This is a genomic window from Oceanobacillus luteolus (assembly GCF_023715655.1).
Lineage (GTDB): Bacteria > Bacillota > Bacilli > Bacillales > Amphibacillaceae > Oceanobacillus > Oceanobacillus luteolus.
Window position 1 is genome coordinate 41,188 of the sequence record NZ_JAMBON010000003.1, and the last position, 23,130, is coordinate 64,317.

Annotated in this window: 27 protein-coding genes and 1 pseudogene; 22 read left to right on the forward strand and 6 right to left on the reverse strand. The window is 38.3% G+C overall.

Translation table 11 applies throughout. The features are described from left to right. Positions 1-55: 55 nt before the first annotated feature. The 3 genes from M3210_RS04035 to M3210_RS04045 form a co-directional block, all read right to left on the reverse strand. Positions 56-1,867, reverse strand: a complete 1,812-nt coding sequence (locus M3210_RS04035) for a peptide-binding protein (protein ID WP_251511812.1) — start codon at positions 1,865-1,867, stop codon at positions 56-58. Between the two features lie 85 nt (positions 1,868-1,952). Next, complete coding sequence (locus M3210_RS04040) at positions 1,953-2,957, reverse strand: ABC transporter ATP-binding protein (protein ID WP_251511814.1); 1,005 nt, start codon at positions 2,955-2,957, stop codon at positions 1,953-1,955. After that, positions 2,954-3,943 (reverse strand): ABC transporter ATP-binding protein, encoded by a 990-nt coding sequence (locus M3210_RS04045; protein WP_251511817.1) that lies wholly within the window; start codon positions 3,941-3,943, stop codon positions 2,954-2,956. Before M3210_RS04045 ends, M3210_RS04040 begins: the two co-directional genes overlap by 4 nt. 309 nt (positions 3,944-4,252) lie before the next feature. On the opposite strand from M3210_RS04045, the gene M3210_RS04050 reads away from it, so the two are divergent. From M3210_RS04050 to arsC, 3 genes are read left to right on the forward strand one after another with little or no spacing between them, the layout of a single operon-like run. After that, positions 4,253-4,597 (forward strand): ArsR/SmtB family transcription factor, encoded by a 345-nt coding sequence (locus tag M3210_RS04050; RefSeq protein ID WP_251511819.1) that lies wholly within the window; start codon positions 4,253-4,255, stop codon positions 4,595-4,597. Positions 4,598-4,612: 15 nt separating this feature from the next. Continuing rightward, a complete protein-coding gene (locus M3210_RS04055) occupies positions 4,613-5,911 on the forward strand; it encodes an arsenic transporter (protein ID WP_251511822.1) in 1,299 nt (432 codons plus the stop codon). 13 nt (positions 5,912-5,924) lie between these two features. Then, positions 5,925-6,344: an arsenate reductase (thioredoxin) gene (gene arsC, locus M3210_RS04060; protein WP_251511826.1), complete on the forward strand. Its 420-nt coding sequence runs from the start codon at positions 5,925-5,927 to the stop codon at positions 6,342-6,344. A 77-nt stretch (positions 6,345-6,421) separates the two neighbouring features. Here arsC and M3210_RS04065 read toward each other — a convergent pair whose 3' ends face one another. Continuing rightward, positions 6,422-7,198, reverse strand: coding sequence for a 3-hydroxybutyrate dehydrogenase (locus M3210_RS04065; RefSeq protein ID WP_251511829.1), 777 nt, complete (start codon positions 7,196-7,198; stop codon positions 6,422-6,424). Positions 7,199-7,233: 35 nt separating this feature from the next. Next, positions 7,234-8,527, reverse strand: a pseudogene (locus M3210_RS04070) (GntP family permease). A gap of 423 nt (positions 8,528-8,950) precedes the next feature. Here M3210_RS04070 and M3210_RS04075 point away from each other — a divergent pair. Both M3210_RS04075 and M3210_RS04080 read left to right on the forward strand, forming a co-directional pair. Continuing rightward, positions 8,951-9,730 (forward strand): alpha/beta fold hydrolase, encoded by a 780-nt coding sequence (locus tag M3210_RS04075; RefSeq protein WP_251511833.1) that lies wholly within the window; start codon positions 8,951-8,953, stop codon positions 9,728-9,730. A gap of 71 nt (positions 9,731-9,801) precedes the next feature. Beyond that, entirely contained in the window at positions 9,802-10,242 is a 441-nt protein-coding gene (locus M3210_RS04080; protein ID WP_251511838.1) for a cell wall hydrolase, read from the forward strand. 207 nt (positions 10,243-10,449) lie between these two features. Here M3210_RS04080 and M3210_RS04085 read toward each other — a convergent pair whose 3' ends face one another. After that, complete coding sequence (locus tag M3210_RS04085; protein ID WP_251511841.1) at positions 10,450-10,776, reverse strand: winged helix-turn-helix transcriptional regulator; 327 nt, start codon at positions 10,774-10,776, stop codon at positions 10,450-10,452. Between the two features lie 137 nt (positions 10,777-10,913). Here M3210_RS04085 and M3210_RS04090 point away from each other — a divergent pair, with 137 nt between their 5' ends. The 17 genes from M3210_RS04090 to M3210_RS04170 all read left to right on the forward strand — a co-directional run bounded on the left by M3210_RS04090 (position 10,914) and on the right by M3210_RS04170 (position 23,123). Further along, positions 10,914-11,315: a DoxX family protein gene (locus tag M3210_RS04090; protein WP_251511844.1), complete on the forward strand. Its 402-nt coding sequence runs from the start codon at positions 10,914-10,916 to the stop codon at positions 11,313-11,315. 251 nt (positions 11,316-11,566) lie between these two features. After that, a complete protein-coding gene (locus M3210_RS04095; RefSeq protein ID WP_251511846.1) occupies positions 11,567-11,770 on the forward strand; it encodes a helix-turn-helix transcriptional regulator in 204 nt (67 codons plus the stop codon). A gap of 1 nt (position 11,771) precedes the next feature. Next, the gene (locus M3210_RS04100) at positions 11,772-12,146 is read left to right on the forward strand and encodes a permease (protein ID WP_251511849.1); all 375 of its coding nucleotides are present in this window, start codon (positions 11,772-11,774) and stop codon (positions 12,144-12,146) included. Positions 12,147-12,309: 163 nt separating this feature from the next. Further along, entirely contained in the window at positions 12,310-12,825 is a 516-nt protein-coding gene (locus M3210_RS04105; RefSeq protein ID WP_251511851.1) for a shikimate kinase, read from the forward strand. Positions 12,826-12,984: 159 nt separating this feature from the next. Continuing rightward, entirely contained in the window at positions 12,985-13,842 is an 858-nt protein-coding gene (locus tag M3210_RS04110) for a GNAT family N-acetyltransferase (protein WP_251511853.1), read from the forward strand. Between the two features lie 62 nt (positions 13,843-13,904). Continuing rightward, positions 13,905-15,128, forward strand: coding sequence for an MFS transporter (locus M3210_RS04115; protein ID WP_251511856.1), 1,224 nt, complete (start codon positions 13,905-13,907; stop codon positions 15,126-15,128). Between the two features lie 14 nt (positions 15,129-15,142). Further along, positions 15,143-15,595 carry a GNAT family N-acetyltransferase gene (locus tag M3210_RS04120; protein WP_251511859.1) on the forward strand — a complete coding sequence of 151 codons (453 nt, stop codon included), beginning with the start codon at positions 15,143-15,145 and terminating at the stop codon, positions 15,593-15,595. Next, complete coding sequence (locus tag M3210_RS04125) at positions 15,592-16,188, forward strand: GNAT family N-acetyltransferase (RefSeq protein ID WP_251511862.1); 597 nt, start codon at positions 15,592-15,594, stop codon at positions 16,186-16,188. The genes M3210_RS04120 and M3210_RS04125 overlap by 4 nt, the downstream gene beginning before the upstream one ends. 100 nt (positions 16,189-16,288) lie before the next feature. After that, positions 16,289-17,293 carry a zinc-binding dehydrogenase gene (locus tag M3210_RS04130; protein WP_251511864.1) on the forward strand — a complete coding sequence of 335 codons (1,005 nt, stop codon included), beginning with the start codon at positions 16,289-16,291 and terminating at the stop codon, positions 17,291-17,293. Between the two features lie 231 nt (positions 17,294-17,524). After that, positions 17,525-17,917, forward strand: coding sequence for an NUDIX hydrolase (locus M3210_RS04135; RefSeq protein ID WP_349774311.1), 393 nt, complete (start codon positions 17,525-17,527; stop codon positions 17,915-17,917). A gap of 120 nt (positions 17,918-18,037) precedes the next feature. Further along, on the forward strand, positions 18,038-18,991 hold the full coding sequence (locus M3210_RS04140; RefSeq protein WP_251511866.1) for a calcium/sodium antiporter: 954 nt from the start codon (positions 18,038-18,040) through the stop codon (positions 18,989-18,991). Positions 18,992-19,030: 39 nt separating this feature from the next. Then, positions 19,031-19,408, forward strand: a complete 378-nt coding sequence (locus M3210_RS04145; RefSeq protein ID WP_285853551.1) for an SET domain-containing protein — start codon at positions 19,031-19,033, stop codon at positions 19,406-19,408. A gap of 205 nt (positions 19,409-19,613) precedes the next feature. Next, on the forward strand, positions 19,614-19,913 hold the full coding sequence (locus M3210_RS04150; RefSeq protein WP_251511870.1) for a DUF2089 family protein: 300 nt from the start codon (positions 19,614-19,616) through the stop codon (positions 19,911-19,913). After that, complete coding sequence (locus M3210_RS04155) at positions 19,913-20,203, forward strand: hypothetical protein (protein WP_251511871.1); 291 nt, start codon at positions 19,913-19,915, stop codon at positions 20,201-20,203. Before M3210_RS04150 ends, M3210_RS04155 begins: the two co-directional genes overlap by 1 nt. Before the next feature lie 255 nt (positions 20,204-20,458). Continuing rightward, complete coding sequence (locus M3210_RS04160) at positions 20,459-21,517, forward strand: LLM class flavin-dependent oxidoreductase (RefSeq protein ID WP_251511872.1); 1,059 nt, start codon at positions 20,459-20,461, stop codon at positions 21,515-21,517. A gap of 83 nt (positions 21,518-21,600) precedes the next feature. Further along, the gene (locus M3210_RS04165; protein WP_251511873.1) at positions 21,601-22,095 is read left to right on the forward strand and encodes an NUDIX hydrolase; all 495 of its coding nucleotides are present in this window, start codon (positions 21,601-21,603) and stop codon (positions 22,093-22,095) included. A 104-nt stretch (positions 22,096-22,199) separates the two neighbouring features. Beyond that, positions 22,200-23,123, forward strand: coding sequence for a DUF2382 domain-containing protein (locus tag M3210_RS04170; protein WP_251511874.1), 924 nt, complete (start codon positions 22,200-22,202; stop codon positions 23,121-23,123). The last annotated feature ends 7 nt before the right edge of the window (positions 23,124-23,130 follow it).

Consider the following 23,130-nt stretch of genomic DNA (forward strand, 5'->3'; position numbering starts at 1 on the left):
TTTATGTATATGTTGGAAAAAGAACGTGTGCCGCACACGCTCTTTTTCCATCAGCCTACTCTGATACCCACCATAAATGTGGATCGTTATTAAAGCTGTATGGCATCGGATTGACTCCGTTCAGACGTTCATTGAAGCCGTAAATTTTATTTTGTGCATAGAGAAGGACAGCAGGTAGATCCTCAGAGAAGAGGCCTTGCCACTCACTATATTTTTCCTCACGGTAACTTTGTTCGAATGCTTCTGGAGCCTTCATGGCATCAAGCATTAATTGATCAGAATCAGGATTGTTCCAGCGACCGAAGTTATAAGCAGCATCCGACTTCCATAATCCAGATGGATCTGGATCTCCACTACCTAAGCTCCAGCCAATTAGATAAAGATCCCAATCTGTGTTATCATTTGTCAACTCTTCCACATAAGCGGTCATTTCTTTTGGTTGTCTTAAATCAATTTTAATTCCAACTGCTTCTAAGAATTGAGCTAGAATCGGGGCAGAGGCTTCACGCAGTTTGTTGCCTGTAGGATAGTTCAAATTGACAATCCATTCTTCACCATCAGGCGTTTCCCTGAATCCATCATCATTTGTATCGACATAGCCTGCTTCATCAAGAAGGGCATTTGCCTTTTCTGGATCGTATTCATACGCGGTGGTGGCACTTTCATCATACGCCCAGAACTGTTGGGCAACTGGAGCGTTGATGACGGAACCATGCCCGTACAATAGGTTATCTACGATCGCCTGCCGATCGATTGCATAGGCCATTGCCTGCCTGATGAGTTGGACACTCATATCTTCATTTGGAACCCAGTTGTCTGGATTGAGTGCACCACTCTCCACATCGGCATCTGTTCGATGGTTCATCTTAAAGCCCATTAGCTGATATCCGAAGTCGGTTTGTTCGATAATCTTAACATGGTCAAGTGCTTCTACTGTTTCAAAATCAGCTGCAGGAACACCGTTAGGATCTGCGATAAAGTCAATCTCCCCATTTTCTAAAAGCCCGAGCATGACAGATTGATCGACAACCCGCCAAACAATCTGATCTAAATACGGTTCACCATTCCAGTAATCGGCATGCTTCGTTAAAACATATTGTTCACGTTCCAACATTTCTGTGAATTGAAACGGTCCTGTACCGATGACTTCTCCTGCATTAAGAGTAGCTGGGTGTGAAGGAATTTCTGCTATAGGGACATCACCAAAAATATGTTCCGGTATGATTGAGAATGACACATCCTTTAAAATAGTCACGTTTGGCTCGGCAAATTTAAAGGTAACTGTCAAATCATCTTCAGCAACTACACCTTCAAATTCATCTGTCTCTCCACTATTAAACGCTTCATAACCTAACAAGCGGACAGCGTAATCTGTACGGATCCCCCCGGCTTCTACATATCCTGGGGAAGAGATTGCTTTATAGGTGAAGACTACATCCTCAGCGGTAAAAGGTTCCCCGTCATGCCAGGTGACTCCTTCTTCCAGTTTTAATGTAATTTCTGTCTGGTCCTCGTTTATCGTCCATTCTTTCGCCAGATTTGGTTCGAATCCAAGTTCTTCGTTCTGACTTACAAGTCCTTCGTGTGTGAAGTCTAAAATATTGGCTTCATATGCTTCTTGATAGAAAATCGGGTTGAACACACCGGCCGGTGCTGTATCCATTGCTCCTGTTAGTGTTCCACCCATTTGCGGACCTTCGTCTGCAGGTTCTTCCTCGCTTTCATCCGTTTCAGCTGGTTCCTCGGTTTCCTCAGGCTCTTCCGGTTCAGGATCGGTTGTTTCACTATTGCACGCAGCCATTAGAATACCTAATAAGAACAATAGGATTAAAAGTGTAATTCCTAATTTAACTCGTTTAAACAACATAATTCCCCCTTGTATTTCCTTATTGACGATCGAATTATTGCTTAATATATTTCTGTCAGTGTATCACCTCCTATAAATCTTAGATTTACTTGTCATATAAATGACAGGCAACGAAATGACCTTTTTCTTTCTCGATTAATTCTGGTCGTTCCACTTTACAGCGTTCATGAGCGAAAGGACATCTTGTGCGAAAAGAACATCCGGATGGAGGATTTGCAGGACTTGGTATATCACCAGTCAAGGTGATTTTTTCTTTCTTTGCTTTTGTAGCCTCACCTGTATCGATAATCGGTATCGATGCAAGTAATGCTTGACTATATGGATGAAGTGGCTCTTCGTACAAATCTTTTTTATTGGTTATCTCAACGATACGACCTAAGTACATCACCGCGATGCGGTCACTGATATGCTTTACGACACTTAAATCATGGGCGATGAATAAGTAAGTGAGATTAAATTCTTCCTGTAAATCTTTCATTAAATTCAATACTTGTGCTTGAATCGAAACATCCAGCGCGGAGACGGGTTCATCACAAATGACGAATTTTGGCCTTGTAATGAGAGCCCTTGCTATACTGATTCGTTGTCTTTGTCCTCCTGAGAATTCATGTGGGTATTTTAATCGGTCCTTTGCTCGTAATCCGACTTGTTCAATCATTTCGATTGCCTTTGCTCTTCTTTCCGATTTCGTTAGTTTTGTTTGTACAAGTAGTGGTTCTTCCACTAACTCTGCTACACTCATTTTCGAATTAAGCGAGGCAAACGGGTCTTGGAAGACAATTTGCATATCTCGGCGATGTGGACGTATTTCTCTTCTTTTTAGATGGGATATATCTATACCATTAAAATGGATGCTTCCTTCTGTCGGATCAAGGAGTCGCAGCATCACCCTGCCTAACGTTGATTTACCAGATCCGGATTCCCCGACTATACCAAGTGTTTCCCCTTTATTTATGGAGAAGGAGACATCATCCACCGCTTTTACATGACCGATGGTTCGCTTCAAGACACCTCCCTTGATTGGAAAGTATTTTTTTACGTTTTTTACATGTATAAGTGCGTCGTTTTTTGTATTCTGTTCTGTATTCATGATTCATCACCTGCATTTTCATATAAATGACAACGAACAAAATGATCGGTGTCTATTTCGGTTAATTCCGGGTTGCTTACCTTGCATTTATCCATGACAAAAGGACAACGGGATGAAAAACGACAGCCGGCTGGAAAGTTATATGCTGGCGGGACCATTCCTTTAATCGTTCCTAAGCGATCCACATCCTCATCCAATTTCGGTAAACTTTGCATTAATCCTTGGGTATAAGGATGTTTGGTATGTCGTAATAGTTCTTTCGTTTTTGCTTGCTCTACAATTTGTCCTCCGTACATGACAAGCACACGGTCTGCATACTCCGACACGACACCCAAATCATGGGTGATTAACAGTAATGCCATATGGAACTTCTCTTTCATTTCCAGCATAAGGTCTAGGATTTGTGCTTGGATTGTTACATCCAATGCAGTAGTAGGCTCGTCTGCAATTAGTAATTTAGGGTCACAGGAAATGGCCATTGCAATCATCACACGTTGTCGCATACCACCAGATAATTGATGAGGATATTCATGGATGATTTCTTCTGCTCGAGGAATTCCAACCGTTTTTAGTAAATGGATTGCTTTAGCTTGTGCATCTTTTTTGTTCATTTTTTTATGCTTCCTAAGGATTTCAGTAATCTGATTTCCGATGGTGAAGACTGGATTCAATGCAGTCATCGGTTCTTGGAATATCATTGCGATGTCATTTCCTCGAATTCCTGTCATCTGTTTTTCTGATAAGGCTTGCATTTCTTTTCCGTTGAGAGCTATTTCCCCATTTACTATCCGACCGGGTTTATTAATCAGTTTCATAATGGAGAGAGCTGTAATACTCTTTCCGCTACCAGATTCTCCCACGATCGCTACCGTTTCTCCTGGTGATATGGATAATGAAACACCGTCAACTGCCTTTGCAACTTGACCATTGTTTAAATAAAAATATGTCTTCAGCTGAGCTACATCCAATACAGCATGTTTCTTCATATGAACACTCCATTCAAGGTTCATTTGTTAAGTGAAAATTGTATTAGGTATTCGTCCATATATGCTTATGAAATGAATTTGTAATGTATTCGTAAAATTGTACGTGCCGATAGAAAATAAGTTTGAGTAGAGTCGGTTCATGCTTGCTCTTTGTATGATTAAACGCTTAAGTACGCTGTATAGAAGTGCGATAGTTTAGAGAGTTGATAGTTAACTGCTATAAAATGCTTTGTTGAAGAGTATTTTTTTGTTGAGTATATAAGCAAATAGTTATATGATTATCTAGTCACTCTATAAGGGGGAATCGAGATGTTGGAACGTGTAATAGAAGTGGATAAAGCAGCGCATATTTTAAAATTGCTTGGTGACCAGAAACGTTTGACGATGTTGAAATTAATGGATAATCATGCTTGTTGTGTATGTGACTTTGTGAAGATTTTTCAAATTAGCCAGCCAGCGGTGAGCCAACACTTACGGAAATTGAAAGATCTCGGTCTTGTTTATGAAGAGCGACGAGGTCAGTGGATCTTTTATTCGATAGATAAGGAGCATGAATATTATTCATTTGTTCACTTGGTTTTGGAACAGTTACCGAGTCAAGATGATAAATTTAAGAAATTGGAAGAAGAAGGTATACGAACTTCTTGTTGTTAAATTGGAGGAATTATTTTGCAGGCAACACTTATACTCGCAATATTAATATTTATAGCAACTCTAGTATTTGTCATATGGCAGCCAAAAGGGTTAAATATTGGTTGGTCGGCAATAGGCGGGGCAGTCGTTGCCTTATTAACGGGAGTTGTAGGATTTAGTGACGTCATTGAAGTGACGGAAATTGTATGGAACGCAACGCTTGCTTTTGTCGCTATCATACTTATCTCATTAATTTTAGATGAAGTAGGATTGTTTGAATGGGCTGCTTTACATATGGCTCGATTTGCAAAGGGCAACGGAATCAAAATGTTTGTCTATATTAGTATATTAGGTGCCATTGTTGCTGCCTTATTCGCCAACGACGGTGCTGCATTAATTCTTACGCCAATCGTACTGGCGATGGTACGGAATTTAAACTTTAAAGATCAAATGATATTTCCATTTGTCATGGCGAGTGGATTTATTGCTGATACAACTTCATTACCATTTATCGTTAGTAACTTAGTAAATATCGTGTCTGCAGACTTCTTTGGAATTGGATTTGCAGAGTATGCTTCACGGATGGTGATACCGAATCTATTTTCACTCATTGCAACCATTTCAGTGCTACTAATTTATTTTAGAAAAACTATTCCAAGCTCCTATGATGTTACAAAACTGGACGAACCAAAGAAAGCGATTAAGGATCAAAAAATGTTTCGCTTATCATGGTATGCCCTAGGTCTATTAGTGATTGGTTACTTTACTAGTGAATTGATTAATATCCCGGTTTCAATCATTGCAGGAACTATCGCTATCTTCTTTATCTTGATAGGTAGACAGAGTTCTGTAGTGGATACGAAAAAAGCGATAAAAGGTGCACCGTGGGATATTGTATTCTTTTCCATCGGAATGTATGTCGTCGTATATGGACTTGGAAATGCAGGTCTTACATCTGCACTCGCAAGTGTCATTCAAACTATTGCTGTGGAAGGCTTATTCTTTGCTACAATTGGTATGGGATTCATTGCTGCATTTCTATCATCAATTATGAATAATATGCCGACTGTGATGATTGATGCCTTGGCAATTGCGGAAACAAACACTTCAGGTGTGTTAAGGGAGGCACTTGTTTATGCTAACGTTGTAGGATCTGATCTGGGTCCTAAAATTACACCTATAGGTTCACTGGCAACATTAGTTTGGCTGCATGTGTTATCGAGGAAAGGGATCAAGATTTCTTGGGGTACCTATTTCAAAACAGGAATAATACTAACAATACCAATTCTCTTTATTACATTGTTTGGTTTATATTTAACATTAATTATTCTATAAGAGGTGATTCGATATGGGTAAAAAGACAATTTATTTTTTATGCACTGGTAACTCTTGCAGAAGTCAGATGGCAGAAGGATGGGCGAAAAAACTTCTTGGAGGAGACTGGGAAGTCAGAAGTGCTGGAATTGAGGCACATGGTTTGAATCCAAAAGCTGTCAAAGCAATGAATGAGGTGGGAATAGATATTTCTCAGCAACACTCTGAAACGATTGATATAGATTTTCTGAACAAAGCAACACTTGCCGTAACACTATGTGGTGATGCAGCTGATCGTTGTCCTGTAACGCCACCACATGTGAAACGAGAACATTGGGGATTTGATGATCCGGCAAAAGCAGAAGGTACAGAAGAAGAGATTTGGGCAGTGTTTCAACGTGTTCGTGATGAAATTGGTGAACGTATCAGCCAATTTGCTGAAACAGGAGAATAACAAATAAATTTACTTATTATATTTGATATAAATTAACGCATGGAATCAAGTTAGGAGATTCCATGCGTTTTCTATAATTATTGAGCAGTATAACCGCCATCAATAACAATTGCTTGTCCGGTAACACTTCTAGCTTTATCACTCGCTAAGAATAATGCATAGTCTGCAATTTCACTGACGTCTAATAGTTTCTTTTGTGGTACTTGAGAGAGAATTGCTTCATCAAGTGCTCGGTCTTCCGGAATATTACGTGTTTTCGCCAAGTCGGCAATTTGTCCACGTACAAGCGGGGTATCTACATATCCTGGAGCAAGAGCATTCACCGTGATACCATCTGAAGCACCTTCTAGAGCGGCAACTTTTGTTAGACCAATTACACCATGTTTTGCACTATTGTAAGCAGCTTTACCAGCAAATCCAATTAATCCATTGATTGACGCAACGTTGATAATTCGGCCCCACCCCTGTTCTTTCATGATTGGGAATACGAGTTTTGTAAGAATGAACGGTGCCGTCAACATGATTTTCTGCATCATTTCAAATTTTTCTGTCGGGAAATCCTCAATTGGGGAGACATGCTGTAATCCTGCATTGTTAATAAGAATGTCTACAGTACCGTATGTTTCTTTTGTTATGTTCACCAGATTTTGCAGCTCTGTTTCACTTGTCACGTCTGCTTTAACTCCAATTGATTCAAATCCACGTTTTTGCAGTTCTTCAGCAGAGGCCTTTACGCCTTCTTCATTTATATCGGAGAGAACAACCTTAGCTCCTGCTTGGGCAAAATGCTCGCCAATTTCGAATCCAATCCCACGTGCGGAACCTGTAATAATAACGACTTTATTTTTTACCATTTTATTCCTCCTCTTATTCTATAAATTTATTTATCTTAAACCAGTCCGATCGCACCCATAATAACTCCTACAACTAATGCGATGGTTGGTATGACAAACGCAACGACGAATACATCTTTATACGTGTCTCGAAGACTTACCCCAGTTACAGCAATAAGTGTTAACAAGGCTCCATTATTAGGGAATATCGATGCTCCGGATGCCACTGCGGCAATACGGTGGAACACATCTGGACTAATCCCTGTTGTTTGTGAGAGCTCTACAAATGTATCACCTAGCGTGCTCAAGGCAATCCCTAGTCCACCAGAAGCAGAACCGGTAATGATTGCCATGACCTGAACGGCAAGACCTTCAGCGACTAATGGATTGTCGGAAATATTTAACAACCAAGAAGTAATGTCCTCAAAAGCTGGAACAATGGCGATGACAGCCCCAAAACCTACGGCTGCACTTGTGTTGAGAATCGCCATTACACTTCCTTTTGAACCATCATTGATGGACGGTATGAATCTTTTATAATCTTGCACATTCAGAATCATTATTGCGATAACCCCAATGAGAAGGGACCATAATGGTTCCAACTTTACGAGATTAAGCAATATGACGACAATCGCGAGCGGAATGAGGGAGATAATCCAGTTTGGATCCTTCTCTTCAACACCCTCATCCTCATCCGGTTTTTTTTGATCGTCGGGTTCCGTAAACACATCCCCTTTAGCAGCCATTTTCTTTCCTCGATATGCCAGCCAAAAATATCCACCAACTGCCATGATTAAAGTAGTAACAATACCGATGATGGGCCCTGCCATTGGTGTGGTGCCGAAATAATCCATCGGTATTAGGTTTTGAATTTGGGGTGTGCCTGGTGTGGAAGTCATGGTGAAAGTAAACGCCCCTAGAGCAAATGTCGGGACAAGCAATTTTCTAGAAATATTTGCTTCAACGAAATAATTCAAGTGCGATTGGATATAAGGCAAATACAACAACGAACAAGCTCACTCCACCATAAGTCAGTAACGCAGCAGCTATTAAAACGCCAAGAATGGCACGTTTTTCCCCGATTAATTGGGTCACTTTTTTAGCGACTGATCTAGCTGCACCCGTCTTTTCCATTAATTTCCCAAATACAGCACCTAATAAGAAAATCGGAAACCAGCTCTTGACGAAATCGACCAAACCTTCCATATAAGGTCCTGTATATGTTTCATAAACATCTAAGCCGCTTAGTAAAGCAACGACCCCAGCCGCTAAAGGTGCCACCCAAATAATGGACCATCCCAGATAGGCTAAAGCCATCAACATTACTAAGCCAATCAGAATACTTAACACATGAGTCAACCCTTTCTTAAGTTGTTAGTGAATAGCATTTGTAGAGGGTGTATTAAATTAACCTAATCACTTCCTTCACTCCTGCATGAATGGATTAAATATTATTACTTCATTAATTTGATTCAGGTAATCCTTCAAATAAAGTTTATTTCTCAATTATTCAGTAGGACATTTTCCCTGTAATCTAGCTGTTAAACATGGGAGTGTACTGATTAGGGCCCTATCCAATGGCAATTAGAAGGAGGGAGGAGTGTAAAAGTCCTCAAGTGGCTTAGGTGATTTTTGTAGCTGTTGCGTTTTATTTTCATCAATTTATTGTTGAGAGGATCTCTTGGCATCTTGGATTTACAAAGATAGGCCCTCACCTATATCTTTATAACGAATATCCTATTGATAAAGCCTTTTTAACAAGGAGGGAGTTTCATGGGGTATTTTGTAACTGTAGAATCGGATGTAGATTTATATGTGGAAGATTTAAACCCAAAAGGGAGTAAGACAATCGTATTTTTACATGGCTGGCCGCTGAGTCATGAACAATTTGAGTATCAGTTCAATGTCCTTCCTGCCATGGGATATCGTTGTATTGGCGTTGACTGGAGAGGGTTTGGAAAATCGGATAAACCATTTGAGGGATATACCTTTGACAGGCTTGCAGATGATATTCGAGTCTTAGTTGACGCACTTCAATTAAACAATTTCACACTCCTTGGTCATTCTACTGGTGGTGCAATTGCTATTCGATACATGTCCCGTCACAGTGGATTTGGTGTTTCGAAGTTAGTTCTTGTAGATGCTGCTGCTCCAATAGGCTTCACAGCTGGAACTGCAGATGATTTTTTAAAAGAAGTGCTAAATGATCGTCCGAAAATGATGCAGACCGTTACAGACGGTTTCTTCTTTCAATATATAACTAAACCATTTTCTGACTGGTTTATGCAAATGGGTTTTCGAGCGGCCAGTTGGTCGACTGCTGCGATAATTAATACATTAAGAGATGAGAAATTATACTCAGATCTTCCATTTATTCATGTGCCTACTCTTATCATTCATGGTATCCATGATAAGGTTATCCCTTTTGATCAGGCTCGGGAGCTCAACCAAAAAATAATGAGTTCACAACTAGTTCCTTTTCAATATAGTGGACATGGCGCTTTCTGGGAAGAACGAGATAAGTTTAATCAATTACTTGCTCAATTTGTTTAGTGAAGATGATTATTTTAAGAACAATGAAATTAATATAGGCTTTCTTCATACTATATTTTGGAGGTGTAAATATGGCGAGAGTTAAGTATCGAGATGCAGATGTCGATTTAATGGCAAGGATGATGCGGGCTGAGGCCGAGGGTGAAGGAAAACAAGGGATGTTATATGTTGGCAATGTAATAGTGAATCGTGCCGTGGCAGACTGTTTAGACTTTACTGATGTAAGGACTATTGAAGATGTCATTTTTCAGGTACAAGGAGGAAACTTTTCGTTTGAAGCGGTTCAAAAAGGAAATATGTTTTATCAACGAGCGAGAGACACGGAAAGAAGGTTAGCTAGACAAAATTTGGAATTTTGGAGAGATCATCCAGCATATTATGCTTTATGGTATTTTAATCCATATGCTCCATGTCCTCCGACTTGGTATGGTCAACCACATACTGGTCAATTTAAAAGCCATTGTTTTTATGAGCCACAACCGGGAACATGCGATAGTGTATACATGGGCTAGATTGACGGATAAGTAGCGATTAAATAAATAATCTATATGTCATGAAAAGACAATTACCATATGGAAGAGGCGGGTCTAGTTCAACGCCTCTTTTAGCTTTGGAAGAATTATAGAATTAGTTTTCATAAGTGAGGACAAAGATTTCAAAAAATAAAAAATGACATGAACAAAGGATTCATCCTGTTCATGTCTATTTTAATTAAAAATTTAAGATGAAGTTGATTCTTCCTGAACCCACTGCTTCGACCATCTTTCAATATCCCGTATGACAGGTTCGATTGATCGACCTTTTTCAGTCAAGGAATATTCGATGATGACTGGTGTTTCTGGAATAACCTCACGTTTAACTATATTTTTCTCCTCTAAATCCTTCAAGGGATCAGAAAGAACTTTCCCGCTTATGCCAATTGCTGATTGAATCTCTGAAAAACGTTGTGTGCCGGATAGCAACTGATAAATAACTAATGCGGTCCATTTCTGACTTAATAATGATACCGCCTTCTCAAATTTTGGGCATATAGCTGGTTGCTTCATTTCCTTCACCTCTCTCCATTTTATTATAACATAAAATATTACTGATTTATAAAAATGAATTTGGTTACTTGACAAAATATAATAACTAACATAAATTAACTTACGTAAAGTAACTAGATAAGGAAAGGAGGATTCAAATGAATATGAATGAAATTGGAAAAGTTATCTTGAGAGTCGTACTAGGACTGACATTCTTTATTCATGGTTTAGATAAATTCCAAGGAGGAATTGCGAATACGGCTGGATATTTTGATAGTCTTGGGATACCAGGTTTTCTAGCATATGTAGTAGCTGCGATTGAGCTTATAGGAGGAATTGCCCTTATTTTAGGAATTGGTACGAGAATTATTAGTATACTATTGGCTCTAATCATGCTAGGGGCTATTTTTACAGCGAAACTTTCATTAGGCTTCCTAGTCAACGGGCAAATGGCCGGTTATGAACTTGACTTGGCACTGTTGGCAATGTCGGTTTACTTTATTTTAGCTGATAAAACAATTCTTTCTTTGGATAGCAAACTAGCTAACCAAAATAACTAATAGACAAGCTTTTGAATAATGGATAAAAGTTTCGTCACACTTTTATTAATGATCTTACTGATATTAAGTTCTACCAGTCCCATTGATTTGATTAATGGGACTGGTTTTATTTAAAAGACAGTAGCTATTACTTTGTCATAACTGTATCACTAAGCCGATACAGTTTTTTTATTATTTTGTTGTAAAGGGGCCTTGACGTTAAGTTAACTTTACTTTATTATTTGGTGTAACTTACCAAGGAAGTGAAAAGATTGAAAAATAATCTTAAAGATTATCGTGAAAAGGGAAATTACTCTCAGGAACGTTTAGCTAAAGAACTAGGTGTTTCAAGGCAAACCATCATATCCATCGAAAAAGGAAGGTATAATCCATCATTGCCATTGGCTTTGCACATTGCAAAAATATTCAATGTCTATGTGGAAGATATTTTTATTTTGGAAGAGGGGGATGAATGACGTGAATGATCGTATAACTTATGCTGTAATGGGTGGAGGCTTTTTATTATTGGGGATCTTTTTAATTTTTGTAGCTGTTATGGCGAATAGCGCTCCCGTACCATTCACTTATATCGCATTTGCTATAGCTATCATGTGTTTATGTATTAGCTATCTAGTACCTGAATTCTTTCATAAGGATGAAAGAATGCAACTGATTAAGCAAAAAGGTATGTTTTACAGCTATTTTGCCTTTTTATTTTACTCCATAGTTTTACAAACTCTATTACAGTTTGAAATAATTAACATATCAGCACTAGCAGCGATTAATATTCTAACTGGACTGATGATTAGTACCGTATTTATTTCATTTGTTATATTAGCACGGGTTTATTAGGGCGGAAAAGAATAAAAGATTTGCTAGAATAGAGGTTTATAGATTACTAGTTTTCCTTACGCCTTAGGAATCATAACAATCCTAGTGAACTTAATTTTATTTATCAATTAATTGGAGGCGATTTCATGAAGCTTGTCTATTTGGTCCTCAGGCAGTGGGGAAAATGACAGTAGGCCAGGAATTGGAGAAAATAACCGGTTTGAAGTTATTTCATAACCATATGACGATTGATTTAGTCGCACCAATATTAGGATTTACCCCGGAAATGTGGAAATTAGTGAATAATTTTCGGATGGAAATGTTTAAAGTTGTGGCAAAGAGTGATTTGGATGGATTGATCTTTACTTTCGTATGGGCTTTTAATTTACAATCCGATTGGGATTATGTTGAACAAGTATGTGAGATTTTTGAAACCAATGGTGGTACGGTCTATTTTGTAGAACATACTGCAACGTTGGATGAAAGGATCGAGAGAAATAAAAGTCCCAATAGACTTGAACACAAACCTACGAAAAGAAATGTGGAATGGTCCGAAAAGGAACTGAAGGAATCAATGAAAAAACATCGATTGAATTCTTTTGATGGAGAGATAAAGAAAGATAAATATATTAAGATTGACAACACAAATTTAAGTGCGAAAGAAGTAGCTGAAATGATTAAGGAGAGATTTAAAGTATAAACGAAGCTGCAATATGCAGTTTCCCTCATACGTGATATTCAATAAAGATAGATTTCATAGGATGCTTTCCAAAAAGAGGAAATGCATCCTTTTTGTCGAATTAATGATGGAGATGCTTGTCCGGATATTTGGTGAGGTTCAATGGCAAGGAGTGGTTTGTTGAGTTATACCGAGCGATCTATAGCAATTATAAGGTTTGCAGAAATGGAAGCGGAAAAGACGACTGGCATCGTTTATCCTATCCATTTATTGTTAGGTTTGCTGAAAATTAGAACCGAAACAGTAGCTGAATTGTATATTAATTATCCAAATCTTCCGGATATACTCTATGATGAAGTGAAAAAGACAAAATTTGATAAGGGAGAGTCAGGGATTTCTTATCAACCTTTCTCCATTCCTATATCAGAAACGACTAAGTTAGTAATGGAGAAGGCGAAGGAACGGATGAACCATTACGGTCAAGTGTATTTGAACGAAGGTTATATTATTGAGGCGATATGTAAAGTCGACGAGTGTCTAACAAAAGCGATGTTGCGCAGAGTAGATATTGATCAGATTCTTCATAGTGTAGCTTATCCAAGAGATATGATTGTTTCTTTGAGGGATTATTCGTTTCCAGCTATATCGGTGAGTAAAATAATTTTAAAAAAAGCAAAACGAAGCGACGCAGTAGAATTGAAAAGCTTTGTGAAGGGAGAATTTGGGGAAGGGTGGCTAACTGCTATTGAGAATGGACTTAGTCAGGATAATATTCCAATTTACCTTGCATGGGAAGACGAGCAAATCATGGGATTCGCTTGCTATGATGTTGTTAGGAAAAAGAAAGGTTTATTCGGTCCAATGGGCATTTCATTATTAAATAGAATTCAGGGAATAGGGTATGCTCTGCTTCACTATAGTTTATATGAAATGAAGGCAAAAGGCTATGAGTATGCGGTAATTGGAGAAGCTGGTCCTCTTGAATTTTATGAAAAGCTTGTAATGCAGTCGTTATACCGAAAAAGTTTAAAGTTTTAAATGATGTTGTTCAGTAACTATGATTGAATGAATCTCAGCAATAACAATTAAAGGGAGGACTTATGAATCCGTCTATACTAAAAAATCGCTCGTTCGTAGCTACATGGTTAGGAAATGGAATTTCCGAACTTGGTGGGGCATTTGGTACGTTTTGTAACTCTATATTAGTTTATCAACTCACGGGCTCAACATTGGCTTTAGGCAGTATGTGGCTCTTATATTTTATCCCTTCACTGATTCTGCAGCTTTTTATCGGTCCTTACATCGACCGTTGGAGCAGAAAGTGGATTATGATATTTTCTCAATGGATGAGGGGAGCTATTTTTCTTGTTCCGTTGGTTGCATTACTAACAGGAACCCTTGAAGTTTGGCAGATTTACGCAGTTCAATGCATTGTTGGTTTAATCACTCCATTGTATGTGCCTGCAAACCAAGCGATTACACCAACAATTGTAACTAAAGATCAATTACAATCCGCGAATGCGTACATAGATGGAACTGTTCGTCTCATGACCTTTTTATCTCCATTGGTAGCTGGAGTTGTAATTGAATATACTGGTGTCCACATCACTCTTATCCTTGTAAGCACTTTACTGATCCTCAGTGGATGTACATTACTTTTTATCAGGGAAAAGAGAAATAACATAAAAGAAAGAAAAACATGGATTGCGGATTTCACCGAAGGAATATCATTTTTCTTCACTCAGAAAATTATTGTTTGGTTAGGAGTCTTTTTGGCATTTGTTCAATTTGGGGTAGGGGTGACGATGGTTACAACTCTTCCCTATATTACCGAAGAGCTGGGTGGTACATATGCTGAATATGGTTATTTCATGGCAGGATTTCCAATCGGATACATAATTGGTGCAATGCTAGTGACAAGAATAAAATACAAAAGCCGTAGATATCTCATGCTTGGATCACTATTCATAGGAGGTCTGACTTTTATTGCACTTTGCTTCAACTATAGTATCATTTTAGCGTTGACAACAGAAGTCATCGGAGGAATCGCGATGGCCGTCTTCAGCATTCATAATACGACAATTTGCCAGCAAACTGTCCCTAATCATCTTATGGGCAAAGTATTTTCCGTTCGTTTGCTCATTATTAGGGGAGCCATGCCACTGGGAGTACTTGTTGGAGGTGCATTAAGTGAAGCGTTTGGCGTGCGGCCATTATATTTATTGATTGGATTATTAATCAGTGTCATGTCTTTAGTTGGTATATGTTTACCGTACTTTAAATTCATTGATGAGAAGACAAGGAAAGAAAAAATGGTTTCATAGATAAGGAGAATCAGATGGAAATAAGGTTATTAAGAATAGATGAAATGCCTCCAATGGATTTGCTGCTTTTAGCGGATCCCTCCCGTGAAATAGTAGAAGAGTATGTGAAAAGGGGAGAATGTTTCCTAGCTGAAATGGAATCTGAGATTGTTGGTGTGTATGTATTGTTACCGACAAGGCCTGAAACAGTAGAGTTGGTTAATGTTGCTGTTGCAGAAGAATTTCACGGTCAGGGCATAGGGAAGAAGCTGGTTAAGCATGCTATTCAAACAGCTAAAGATAAAGGATATCAAACTATTGAAGTAGGTACTGGAAATTCAAGTATAGGACAGCTCGCACTTTATCAAAAGTGCGGATTTAGAATAAGTGGTGTCGATAGAGACTTTTTCATAAGACATTATGAGGAAGAGATTTTTGAAAATGGAATACAGTGTGTTGATATGATTCGACTGTCACAGGATCTATGAAGGAATTGTATAGACAGGAGATGTTTTTAATAGAAAATGTTAACCTTTCTAGCGGAAAATTGTTATTAAGAGAGCTTGCTGAGAGCGATTGGAGCGATGTTCATCAATACGCTTCACAAGATATCGTAAGCGAATATCAAACCTGGGGTCCGAATACGGAAGAAGAATCCAAGAATTATGTCTTAAAAGGAATGGAAGATTCAAGCAGAAGACCGAGAACAAGATTCGTTTTGGCAATCATATATGAAGAGGTTATGGTCGGAGCAGTAGAGCTTAACATAAGAGATATCTCAAATAAAGTTGGTGAAATTTCCTATATTATAAGCCCGAACTATTGGGGGAATGGTATAGCTACAGAAGCTGGCAATCTATTAATAAATTTTGGATTTGAAGAAATAAAACTACATCGCATTTTTGCTACTTGTGATCCAAGAAATGTCGGCTCATCTAGAGTATTAGAAAAACTTGGATTGAAGAAAGAAGGTGTAATCCGAGAACATCCTTTAGCCAAGGATGGTTGGAGGGATTCTTTACTGTATAGTATTCTGGAACAGGAATGGGCAAAATGCATGGAGGATTCTAGTATAGAGTAAGGCCTTGTAAATGAATAAGTGTTGTAATAAACTGAAAATAGTAAATGTTCAATGTGGATGTTGAGTGAACGTTCGTTCAAGTATATAGGAGGGGAAGCAGATGAAAGCTATTGTCTTAAGAGAAGTCGGCGGTCCTGATAAAGTAAGTTATGAAGAGGTTGATGTTCCAAGTCCGAAAGCAAATGAAGTGTTGGTGCGACTCAAATATGCTGCACTAAATCGGAGAGATTTATTTATCACTTACGGTATGTACCCGGGTATGAATCTTCCGTCCATCTTAGGAGCAGACGGAGCAGGTGAGGTAGTTGAAGTTGGGGAAGGAGTCTCTAATATTAACATTGGAAGCTCGGTGATCATTAATCCAGCTTTGGAATGGGGAGAAAACAGGGCTTACTCTGGACCAGACCACCGGATAATAGGGATGCCTTCTGATGGTACATATGCTGAATATATAATTGTTCCGGCAGAAAATATCGCTCCAAAACCGGAATTTTTATCTTGGGAGGAAGCGGCCGCCCTTCCTTTGGCTGGGGTGACTGCTTTCCGTTCATTAATGTACAGAGGGAATCTCAACAAAGGAGAAACGGTTTTAATTCCGGGTATCGGGAGCGGTGTTGCACTGTTTGCCCTTCAAATTGCTGTTGCACATGGGGCAAATGTATATGTGACATCCAGCAGTGACGAGAAGCTTGTGAAGGCACAAGAGTTAGGTGCAAAAGGTGGGGTCAATTACCGAAACGAAAATTGGGCGAAAGAACTGAAACAAGAAATGGGTGGAGCAGATCTTGTTATTGACGGTGTTGGAGGAGATACGTTCAAAGATCTCATCTATCTATGTAACCCAGCAGGCCGAATTGTAAGTTTTGGAGCAACTAGAGGCCCGGTTAAAGAGTTGGTGCTTCCACATGTATTTTTCAAACAAATCGATATAAAAGGGACAACGATGGGTAGCCCTGAAGATTTTCAAGATATGGTCGATTTCTTTGAAGAACATAAAATTTCGCCATACGTTGATAAAACTTATTCGCTTAGTGAAGCTGCAGATGCCTTGAAGTATATGGAAGAAGGAAAAAATTTTGGGAAGATTACGTTGCAGATTGGATAATTCTGAGTAAAGCTGCCAGTGAGCTACTATCTGGCAGCTTAATTTTTACTGGTGAAATTACCTCAAATGTTTATAAAAAATACATTTAATTTTAGGGGGAAGTAATGGAATTCTGGGATATTTATGATATGGATAGAATCAAACAGAATAGGGTTATTCGTCGCGGGGATGAATTTTCAGAAGGTGAATATCATGTCGTTGTGCGTCTGCATTTTTAATTCGGCAGGGGAAATGCTGATTCAACAAAGGCAGCCTTTTAAGGATAGCTGGCCAAATCAATGGGACTTATCTGTTGGAGGAAGTGCTGTGACAGGTGACAGTAGTCAAGAAGCCGCAGAGAGGGAGACAGAAGAGGAATTAGGGCTAAAAATAAACCTGAAAAATGTAAGGCCCCATCTTACAATTAATTTTGAAACAGGATTTGATGATATTTACTTAATTGAAAAAGAAGTTAACATAGAGAACTTAAAGCTGCAACAAGAAGAAGTACAATCAGTCAAATGGGCTTCGAAGGAAGAAATCCTTTCTATGATCAAGAAAAGAGAATTTATTCCGTATTATCCAAGCCTGATACATCTTTTGTTTGATATTCGCAAAAAGTATGGGAGTCATCAGAAAGTGTAATGTATTAAATACCTTTTAAAAGTGTTTTTACGTTCACTTTTTAATTACTTAATAATCGGGTATGACTAAATAGTAGTTAGCCAATAAAAGTAAAGACAGTTTAAGGAGTAGAACAAAAGCATGGCATATATACTATTGATTATTGGTTTTGGATTGTTGATAAAGGGTGCCGATCTCTTTGTAGACGGATCTTCTAATATTGCTAAATTGCTGCGGGTTCCGACTATGTTAATCGGGTTGACCATTGTAGCATTGGGGACAAGTTCACCCGAAGCGACTGTCAGTATTATAGCTGCATTGGAAGGAAGTGCAGATGTTTCACTGGGAAACGTGGTTGGAAGCAATATCTTTAATATTACCCTTGTTGTAGGTTTGGCAGCCTTTATCTACCCTTTGAAAGTTGAGAATGAGACGATTAGAAAGGAAATTCCTTTTACCTTACTTGCAAGTGTTGCATTGCTCATTCTAATGAGTGATATGGCACTGCAGGGAGCCAATATGAATTTGCTTACACGTAGTGACGGGCTTATATTTTTATTGTTCTTATCTATTTTTATGTACTATGTGATCGAAATTGGACTAAAAAATCGAAAAGATACAGCTGGAGATCCTATACCTGAAGACCTCAAATGGGGGAAAAATATACTGATCACTATATTAGGTTTAGCTGCAATCATATTTGGAGGAGATTTGGTCGTTGATAATGGTACAGAAATTGCCTACTCCCTTGGAATGAGTGAAACTCTGGTGGGGTTAACGATTATTGCGATTGGAACGTCTCTTCCTGAACTGGTCACTTCCGTTACTGCGGCGTTGAAACAAGAAAGCGAAATCGCACTTGGTAATATTGTTGGAAGTAATATCTTTAATATCTTATTTGTACTCGGCGCCTCTGCAACGATTTCTCCATTACAAGCAAACGATAAAATATTTATTGATGTTATACTTATGATAGTACTGACTGTCATATTATTGGCTTTCTCCAGGACCAGCTTCAGGGTTGGGAAGCGGGAAGGTTTAGTGCTTGTTGGTGCCTATCTGATTTACTTAGTTTATATCATCATACGGAATTAAAGTTAAAGAAATAAAATAAACAGTGAGTAGGTGACCAACATGATAGAAATTAAAACATCCTCATTAAGCGATGGAGAATTCAATCGAGGAGTATTCGCAACATGTGATATTAAAAAAGGAGAGTTATTACATGCAGCGCCCGTGATTTCCTATCCTAATGATCAGCATCAACATATTGAGAAGACGTTGTTAGCGGACTACGCATTTGAGTATGGAATCAATCATACGGCAATACTTCTTGGTTATGGAATGTTGTTCAATCATTCATATGAACCGAATGCGAATTATGAAATTGATTTCGAGGGGCATACATTCAACTTCTATGCTTTCACCGATATAAAAGCAGGAGATGAGATTCTGATCAATTATAATGGTGATGTTGATATCAAAGATGCATTATGGTTTAATGAAGACTAAATTTAATGAATGAAGTTAGAAATATGCGATTATCCTTCATGGATTTTCGCATATTTTTTCGTGTTAACACTGGTTAAAAAGTAATTCCTTTTTTTATTGATTATTACAAGTATATTTTTCAATAAATATTAAATAATATTAAACAAATACTTTACTTTATTTATTTTTATGTTAAAATTAAAGTAAATAATGAGGGGTGAAGAAAATGGATGCTAATAATGTGCCTGCCTGGATATTATCTTTGGAAGAAGAAGACGTAGAGTTCGTGAAAAACTTTGTGCTTAATTCAGGTTCTCTGAAAGAAATCGCAAAAATTTATGAGGTCTCTTATCCAACCGTGAGGATAAGATTAGATCGACTCATTGAAAAGATAAAATTAAATGATGCAGCAGATAATGAAGAATTTATCAAGTTCATCAAACAGCTTTCCATTGACGATCGTATAAATCTTGAGGAAGCTAAATTGATAATTGAAAAATACAAGAAAGAAAGGAGTGGAAAGTAATGTTTGGCTTTGGTATATACGATGCACTCATCATTGCTGGGTTCTTGGGATTACAATTCTTTTTATCAGCTAGAAATAGTGCGTATTGGGGGGCTATCATTCCCGTTCTTTTCATTTCTTGGTTAACTTGGTTGCTAGTATCTGGTGAAATTAAAAGCATCCTAGCATATTTATTAATTTTATCCATAGGCTTTATTGTTCTTCTCCTCGAATGGTCGGAAGGTCGGAAAGCTCTTCGTAATAGAAGAGAAAAGGAATTGGCGAAGATGAGGTCATATGACATGAATTAATTCCTTCTAATATTTTACTTCATAAAAGGTTTGGAGATATTAACTCCAAACCTTTTTTTAGTGTGTTCTATTCACCGGCAATATATTTTGAAGAATTCCGTTCAAGCAGAATGGATGAAAAGTTTTAATGATAATTTTCTTCAATACTGAATATACATAAACACGGATGCTGAAGATAAAATGTACTTGACATAGTTGAGTTATGATAATAAACTAAGTTACATAAAGTAACAAGATAACGAAGGGAAAGAAAATATGACTAATTTTGAAGTTGGTATATACACTTTAGCTGATATGGGGCCTGATCCTTTAACAGGGAAAGCAATTTCAGCAAAACAACGAATGGATGAGATTGTTCAGGCCGCACAACTTGCTGATGAGGCAGGTCTTGATATTTTTGGCGTCGGTGAGCATCACCGATTGGATTATGTTGTTTCTTCTCCTGCAGTCGTATTAGCAGCGATAGCTCAAGTGACGAAACAAATCAAATTAACGAGCACCACAATTGTGTTAAGTACACTTGATCCAGTCCGCTTATTCGAAGATTTTGCTTCATTGGATATCTTGTCAGGAGGGCGTGCTGAAATTCTTGCTGGTAGAGGTGCGTTTATCGAATCTTTCCCATTATTCGGTTATGATCTCAATGATTATAACGAACTTTTTGAAGAGCATATGAATCTACTTTTAAAAGCAAATAAAAATGAAGTGGTTTCGTGGAATGGTAAGTTCCGTCCATCCTTCCAGGAGGGTCAAATCGCTCCTCGTCCATTACAAGAACAGCTACCTATTTGGATTGGCGTTGGCGGGACACCTGATAGTGCTGCTAGGGCCGGAAGATTAGGAGTAGGTATGGCTCTAGCAATACTTGGAGGAGACCCGATGCGCTTTAAACCACTCGTTGATATCTATCACGAAGCGGGTGAGCAGGCAGGACATCATCCTGATATATTAAAAGTTGCAGTAACAGGACATACGTATGTTGGGGAAACGACAGAAAAAGCAAAAGAAGAATTTTACCCATACTATTCGAATTACTGGAATTATATAAGTAAACAACGCGGTTCCTATATGAGGATGAGTCGAGAAGATTTTGAAGCCGCAGCAGCTCCTTCAACTGCTTTATTTGTAGGAAGCTCAGACCAAGTGGTGGAGAAGATTCTCAAACAACATGAGCTATTTGGTCATACTCGATTTATTGCACAAGTGGACATCGGCGGACTGCCGTTTGATAAAGTCGCAAAGAATATTGAAAGAATAGCGACTGAAGTGATGCCTAAATTAAAAAAATATATTGGAGCTGAAAAAGCACGCTAATTTCTCCCCAGAAATTAGTGTGTTTTTTATTAACATTGTGATTGAATGGATGTAAGCGATAAATGTACTGGGGGAGTATGTGTATGGAGATGGATATTTTTATTGACTTTAAAAATTATTCGCGAGAGTCTTCAGTATTCAAGAGAACTGCAGCCCGGGCAATCATTTCGAAAGAGGAAAAGTATCTACTGCTCACAAGTAAGTTCGGTGATTGTAAATTTCCTGGTGGCGGTGTAGAAGAAGGGGAAACACTGATAGATACATTAATCCGGGAAGTCCGTGAAGAAACAGGATTTCAAATATTGACAGATTCAATCAGGAAGTATGGAGTTACATTGGAAAAAAGAAGAGGAAAACAAGCAGATGTGATGATAATGGATTCTCATTATTACTTTTGTAGGATTGGTCATGATGTGGTAGAAAAAATGCTTGATCCATATGAAGAGGAGTACGACTATCAGAACGAATGGATGCCACTGGAGGAAGCGTTAGTAAGGAATAAACAAAAAGTAGATTTGGACGCTTGTCCATGGATTGTTCGAGATATCGAAGTAATGGAGAGATTATTACAAAAGTAGAAAATAATTATCATTCCGTTTAGAAATTTCTTATCTGGGAATATAACCTACACGCACCACACTGAGTATATCTCAGTTAGATCAATCTAACAGGAGGTTATATCATGGCTAAGAAAGTTATCGGTATTTATGATACAGAAGCAGAAGTGATGGACGTCGTAAGTAAATTGGAGAATGCGGGATATGCACCTGAAGATATTACTTTGATTGCGAAAAATAGTGAACAGTCTTCCTGGTTATGGAACGAGACGAATTATGATACAACAACGACAGATGATTTATCATCTTATGGTAAAGAGGATTCTTTTTGGGAAAAAGTCAAAGACTTCTTTAAGGGTGACCTCACAGAAGATAATTACAATGAAGCCGGTGGATTTGTAGACCGTTTCACCGGTTATGGTCTGTCTGATACAGAAGCGGAAAAGTATAATGATGAAGTGCAACTCGGCAGGATTATTGTTCTTGCTCCAGATGATTATAATGAAACATTGAACACTACTGGTGTAACAAGTGACTTCAACTCAGATGTGGAGCGAAACACGGAGCGTAAGATGAAACTGCGTGAAGAAGAACTCGATATTGACAAACGGGAAGTATCCGCTGGAGAAGTGGAAGTTAAAAAAGAAGTGCACGAAGATATTCAGCAAGTTGATGTTCCAGTAACTCGGGAAGAGATTTACGTGGAAAGAAAACCTGTTAATGAAGAGGATCCATTTGATGCTGATCATCGAATGGAAGATGAAACAATTCGTGTTCCTCTTAAAGAAGAGGAAATTGAAGTTAGGAAACGGCCAATTGTAAGGGAAGAAGTAGAAATTGGTAAAAAGCGGGTGCAAGATACTGAAGAAGTTTTCGACTCAGTGAAACGTGAAGAACTAGATGTTGATATGGAAAATAGAAGGGACAAGTCCCAGCAATCCAGAGAGTTGGATACAGTTTTTATGGAAGATGAAGATCAACTTGAAAAACGCAACCGTCAATCTCAAAGAAATTGGCTCTTAGATGATGATGAAGATAATCGTCTGTAAATGATAT